Source organism: Stenotrophomonas sp. GbtcB23, from assembly GCF_019091045.1.
GTDB lineage: Bacteria > Pseudomonadota > Gammaproteobacteria > Xanthomonadales > Xanthomonadaceae > Stenotrophomonas > Stenotrophomonas rhizophila_A.
Genome location: NZ_JAGXKC010000228.1, coordinates 1 through 407, shown reverse-complemented (window position 1 = coordinate 407; position 407 = coordinate 1). Strand labels below are relative to the sequence as shown.

The following is a 407-nucleotide window of genomic DNA, read 5'->3' as shown; positions in this document are numbered from 1 at the left end:
CTCATTCCCGTGGCGAAGTATCGAAGCACCTCCGCCTCCCGTGGCGAAAGCGCGACATGGTGATCCGCCCATCGACCCCGCTGCTGCCTTTCCAGATTGGCCTTGATGGACGCACTGACGTACGGATGCCGCCTGGCGACCACTGCTGCGATACATCGGGAGAGTACGGAGAGCGAATCGGCCTTGTTGACCAGTCCTGGGATGCCCAGCTGCAGCACCGACCGCAACACCCCGACGTTCTCGATAAGCGTGAGAACGATGATGAATACGCTTGGCCATTCCCGCTGGAGGGCCTTGAGCAGCGTCAACCCATCAGCGTTGTCCGCGGACGGCATGCCGAAATCGGTGATGACCACGTCGCAGGCCGTGTTTCTCAGGGCGGCAAGCAGTTCGGCAGGCGAGGGCGC

The 407-nt window shown here is 62.4% G+C and carries 1 protein-coding gene; it reads right to left on the bottom strand.

Annotated features, from left to right (window positions below; all coding sequences use genetic code 11):
* Nucleotides 1-407 (bottom strand): response regulator transcription factor (locus tag KVS69_RS18900; protein ID WP_217539506.1); only part of this gene is annotated, 407 nt, incomplete at both ends.